This is a genomic window from Micromonospora sp. MH33, from assembly GCF_003013775.1.
GTDB classification, from domain to species: domain Bacteria; phylum Actinomycetota; class Actinomycetes; order Mycobacteriales; family Micromonosporaceae; genus Micromonospora; species Micromonospora fulviviridis.
In genome coordinates this window covers 1-5,228 of the sequence record NZ_MUYZ01000390.1, presented here as the reverse complement: position 1 = coordinate 5,228, position 5,228 = coordinate 1, and the positions used below count along the sequence as shown (strand labels likewise).

Here is a 5,228-nt window from a genome sequence, read left to right as displayed (position 1 = left end):
CGCTCCACCTCGGCGAACTGGTCGGCGGCGAGCGGGCCCCGGGCCAGCGCAGCGGCGTTTTCCTCCACCTGGGCGACGGTACGGGCGCCGGGGATCGGCACCGTCCGGCCGCTGCGCGCCCAGATCCAGCCGAGCGCGCCCTGGGCCAGGGTCCGGCCGTCGGCGGTCAGCGCGTCGCGGACGGCGGCGACCCGGCGCAGCCACTCCGGGGCCGGCCGGCCGCTGCGGAACCACTCCAGCCAGTTCGGCGCGGTGCCGCGCACGTCGTCGCGGGGCAGCGTCGACGCCGGGGTGTACTTGCCGGTGAGCAGCCCCATCCCGAGCGGCCCCCGGGCCAGGCTGGCCAGGTCGTGCTTCTCGCAGACGGCCAGCATGGCCGGGGCGTCCCGGAGCACCGACAGGCCGTGCTGCACGGCGGCCGCGCCCCGGGCGGCCTGGGCGAAGGCCGCGGCCCGGTCGGCCCGGTCGGTGCTCCAGCCGTACGCCCGGACGAGGCCGTCGGCGACCAGGTCCTCCAGGGTGCCGATCAGCGCCTCGGCCCGGGGCACCGGCAGGTCGCCGAGGTGCAGTTGGTACAGGTCGATCCGCTCGGTGCCCAGCCGGCGCAGCGAGTCGACGACGGCCCGCCGCAGGTACTCCGGCGAGGCGTCCTCCCCGGTGGCCTGCCGGGTCCGCTCGTCGAAGGTGTAGCCCCACTTGGTGGCGATCACCGCCTCGTCGCGGCGGCCGGCGAGCGCCCGGCCGAGGACCCGCTCGCCGTGCCCGGCCCCGTACGTGTCGGCGGTGTCGAAGAGGGTCACCCCGAGGTCGAGCGCGCGGCGGACCGCCCGGACCGACTCCTCGTCGTCCACCGCGCCCCAGCCCAGCGGGCGGGCACCCTCGGCCCACGGGCCGCCGATCGCCCAGCAGCCCATGCCGAGGGCGCCGACCGCGATGCCGCTGCGACCCAACGGTCGCGTGCTGACTGCCATCGCCGCATCCTGCCACCTTCCCGGGGCCCGTGGGCGGGTTCGTCACCCCGGGTGCCGGGACGGCCGGCGGACCGTCAGCGGGCGTACGCGAGCAGCACCGGGTCGGCCTGGCCCGCCCAGGCGCCGGTCAGCCGGGCCTGCGCCGGGGCGTCGGCCGGGGCCGGGCGGCGGACCAGGGCCAGCTCGATCCCGCCGGCCCGGATCAGCGTCGGGTCGCCGTCGACCACCTCGTCGACCGCGCCGGGGGTGACCGGCGTGCCGGTCCAGTCGCCGGCCAGGGTCATGCTCGGCTCGCGCACCTCGCGCCGGCCGTCGACCTCGAAGTACTCCTCCGCCTGCCCGGCGTCGGCCAGGACGGCGGCGGCCAGGGCCGGCGGGTAGACCGGGTCGCCGCAGGCGTCGTACACCCAGCGGGGGCCCAGCACGGAGTGCTCGGTGGTGCCGACCAGCCAGCGGTCGGCGCCGGCCAGCGGCGCGGCCCGGTAGGTCAGCGGCACCTGGAGGACCGGCCCGTCGCCGGCCCGGACCAGGATGGTCTCGATGCCGACCTCGCCGGCCGGGTCGTCGAACCGGTAGGCGGCCACCCGGGTGACCTCCGCGCCCGCCGTGCCGGCGAACCAGGGCCGGCCGGGCAGCCAGGCGGCGAGCAGGTCGAGCTTCGAGGGGCGTAGTTCCGCGCGGTGCAGCAGGGCCATGCCCAAGATCGTACTGCCGGGCGCGGGCCGCCACGGACCCCGGCCGACCCGACCCGACCCGTCCGCGGCCGTCAGGCCGGCCAGGCCTTGGCGAGCAGGTCCCGGGTGTCGGCGAGCAGTTGCGGCAGGACCTTGGTGCGGCCGATCACCGGCATGAAGTTGGCGTCGCCGCCCCACCGGGGCACCACGTGCTGGTGCAGGTGCGCCGCGATGCCCGCGCCGGCCACGCCGCCCTGGTTCATGCCCAGGTTGAAGCCGTGCGCGTTGGAGACGTGCCGGACCACCCGCATGGCGTCCTTGGTGAACGCGGCCAGCTCGGCGGTCTCCGGCACGTCAAGCTCGGTGTAGTCCGCCACGTGCCGGTACGGGCAGACCAGCAGGTGGCCCGGGTTGTAGGGGTAGAGGTTGAGCACCGCGAAGACGTGCTCGCCCCGGGCCACCACGAGGCTCTCGTCCGGCGGCAGGCCGGGGGCGAGGCAGAACGGGCAGCCGGTCGGCTTCTCGTACCCACCCGCGGGCCGGTCCTCGCCCGAGATGTAGGTCATCCGGTGCGGCGTCCAGAGCCGCTCCAGCCCGTCCGCCAGACCGTCGCCGCCGCCGCTGTCGCTGCCGTCGAAGTGCCGTTCCGCCCCAGTCACACGCCGATCCTACGGTCGCCGCACCGGATCCCACCCGTCCGCACCGGCCGGCGCGGGACGGGTGGCTCAGGTGTTGGGCGTGCCCTCCGCCGACGGGCCGGAGTTGGTCCGGGACTCGGCGACCTCCCGCACGTGGGCCACCGCCTCCTCGATCGGCACGCCGTTGCGCTGCGACCCGTCCCGGTAGCGGAAGGAGACCGTGCCGGCGGCCACGTCGTCGTCACCGGCGATCACCATGAAGGGGATCTTCTGCTGCTGGGCGTTGCGGATCTTCTTCTGCATCCGGTCGTCACCGGCGTCGACCTCGGCCCGGATGCCCTGCTTGCGCAGCGTGGTGACAAAGTCCTGGAGGTAGTCGGTGTGGTCCTCGCGGATCGGGATGCCGACCACCTGCACCGGAGCGAGCCAGGCCGGGAACGCGCCCGCGTAGTGCTCGGTGAGCACGCCGATGAACCGCTCGATCGACCCGAACTTGGCGCAGTGGATCATGACCGGCTGCTGCCGCGTGCCGTCGGCCGCCTGGTACTCCAGCCCGAAGCCCTTCGGCTGGTTGAAGTCGTACTGGATGGTCGACAGCTGCCAGGTGCGGCCGATGGCGTCCTTGGCCTGCACCGAGATCTTCGGGCCGTAGAAGGCCGCGCCGCCCGGGTCCGGCACCAGGTCCAGCCCGGTCTCGCGGGCGCACTGCTCCAGCACCGCGGTCGCCGTCGCCCAGTCCTCGTCCGACCCGACGAACTTGTCGAGCCGGGCCTCGTCGCGGGTCGACAGCTCCAGGTAGAAGTCGTCGATGCCGAAGTCCTTGAGCAGGCTCAGCACGAAGTTGAGCAGGTGCTTGATCTCGGCGGGCGCCTGCTCCCGGGTGCAGTAGGAGTGCGAGTCGTCCTGGGTCAGGCCGCGCACCCGGGTCAGCCCGTGGACCACGCCCGACTTCTCGTAGCGGTAGACCGACCCGAACTCGAACAGCCGCATCGGCAGCTCGCGGTAGGACCGCCCGCGCGACCGGTAGATCAGGTTGTGCATCGGGCAGTTCATCGCCTTGAGGTAGTAGTCCGCGCCCTCCAGTTCCATGGGCGGGTACATCCCGTCGGCGTAGTACGGCAGGTGGCCCGAGGTGTGGAACAGCCCTTCCTTCGAGATGTGCGGGGTCCCGACGTACTGGAAGCCCTCCTCGATGTGGCGGGTCCGGACGTAGTCCTCCATCACCCGCTTGAGCACGCCACCCTTGGGGTGGAAGACCGCCAGGCCGGAGCCGATCTCGTCGGGGAAGCTGAACAGGTCCAGGTCCGCGCCGAGCTTGCGGTGGTCGCGCCGGGCGGCCTCCTCCAGCAACCGCAGGTACGCCTTCAGCTCGTCCCGGGTCGGCCACGCGGTGCCGTAGACCCGCTGCAGCTGCGGGTTCTTCTCGGAGCCCCGCCAGTAGGCGGCGGCCGAGCGCATCAGCTTGAACGCGCCGATCAACCGGGTGTTCGGCAGGTGCGGGCCGCGGCACAGGTCCGACCAGCAGACCTTGTCCTCGTTGGCGGCGAGGTTGTCGTAGATGGTCAGCTCGCCGCCGCCCACCTCCATCACCTCGGAGGAGTCCAGCCCCTCCCCCTTGACCTCGATCAGCTCCAGCTTGAACGGCTCGGCGGCCAGTTCGGCGCGCGCCTCGTCCAGGCTGGTGAAGCGGCGCCGGCGGAACCGCTGGCCGGACTTGACGATCTCCTGCATCCGCTTCTCGAGCTTCGCCAGGTCGTCCGGCTGGAACGGCTTGCCCACCTGGAAGTCGTAGTAGAAGCCGTTCTCGATCGGCGGGCCGATGCCGAGCCTGGCCTCCGGGAAGACGTCCTGCACGGCCTGGGCCAGCACGTGCGCGGTGGAGTGGCGCAGCACGTTCAGCCCGTCCGGGCTGTCCAGGGCGACCGGCTCGACAGCGGTCTCGTCGGCCGGCTTCCAGTCCAGGTCGCGCAGCTCGCCCTGCGGGTCGCGGACCACCACGATCGCCTTCGGGCCGCTCATCGGCAGCCCGGCCGCGGCCACCGCGTCGGCCGCCGTCGTCCCGGCGGCGACGACGACGGGGTCGGCCACGATCGGGGTACGGGGTGCGGACACGGTGACTCCTGTCGTCGACGGGTTCGGATGCGCCGGGTACCGGCCACTGCGATGCTATCGGTCGCCCCGACCCGCACCGTCGGCGACGCCGCGCTCCCCCGACCGATCGGTTCCGTCCCCCGTTGAACCTTTCCGCCCGCGCGCCCGAACTACCGGGTGGGGCCGGAGCCGGTTGCCGGCCGCGTCGACACGGATGGGGACGACCATGACGATGACCCGTCGGGGCCGGTGGTGGGCGACGGCGCTGCTGGCCGCCGAGCTCGGCGGCACGCTGGGCTGGCCCGCCGCCGCGAGCGCCGCAGAGGTGACCCTCACGACCTCCCCGGCCCAGGTGCACCAGGGCGACGCCATCGAACTGGCCGTGCTGCTGCCCGAGGAGCGGGCCGGCAGCCGGACCAGCCGGATCGAGCTGCGGATGCCCGTGGATGCCCCGATCGGCGAGGTCTACCCGCTGTCCGTGCCGGACTGGGCGCCGACCATCACCACCCGCACCCTCGACCGGCCGGTCGCCGGCATCCACGCCTCCGAGCTGAACCAGGTGACCGACGCGGTGACCTGGATCCGGATGCCCGGCGGCTCCACCGGGCCGGCCCGGCTGTCGCTGGGCATGGGCCCGATGCCGGCCACCGGCAAGCTCACCTTCACGGTGATCCAGACCTACGCCGACGGCACGGTGGTCCGCTGGACCGACCCACCCGGCGGCGCGCACCCCGCCCCCACGGTGACCCTGCTGCCTCCCCCGCCGGGCGCCGCCGCCCACGCCGGCCACGGCGGCCCGGTCGCCGAGGCGCCGGCCGAGGCGGCCAGCCCGGCACGGGCCGCCGGCGACGGAC

The 5,228-nt window shown here is 74.2% G+C and carries 5 protein-coding genes; 1 reads left to right on the top strand and 4 read right to left on the bottom strand.

Annotation, left to right across the window (positions count from 1 at the left end):
* From B0E53_RS32920 to thrS, 4 genes are all read right to left on the bottom strand, one after another.
* Positions 1-971, bottom strand: a 971-nt coding sequence (locus B0E53_RS32920; RefSeq protein WP_107079523.1) for an aldo/keto reductase, incomplete at its 3' end; no start/stop codon positions are given.
* Between the two features lie 74 nt (positions 972-1,045).
* Positions 1,046-1,666 carry a hypothetical protein gene (locus tag B0E53_RS32915; RefSeq protein ID WP_107079522.1) on the bottom strand — a complete coding sequence of 207 codons (621 nt, stop codon included), beginning with the start codon at positions 1,664-1,666 and terminating at the stop codon, positions 1,046-1,048.
* A 71-nt stretch (positions 1,667-1,737) separates the two neighbouring features.
* Complete coding sequence (locus tag B0E53_RS32910) at positions 1,738-2,250, bottom strand: HIT domain-containing protein (protein WP_168215470.1); 513 nt, start codon at positions 2,248-2,250, stop codon at positions 1,738-1,740.
* A 120-nt stretch (positions 2,251-2,370) separates the two neighbouring features.
* Positions 2,371-4,395: a threonine--tRNA ligase gene (thrS, locus tag B0E53_RS32905; RefSeq protein WP_107079520.1), complete on the bottom strand. Its 2,025-nt coding sequence runs from the start codon at positions 4,393-4,395 to the stop codon at positions 2,371-2,373.
* A gap of 205 nt (positions 4,396-4,600) precedes the next feature.
* Here thrS and B0E53_RS32900 point away from each other — a divergent pair.
* The coding region (locus tag B0E53_RS32900; RefSeq protein WP_107079519.1) for a DUF1775 domain-containing protein at positions 4,601-5,228 on the top strand (628 nt) is incomplete at its 3' end.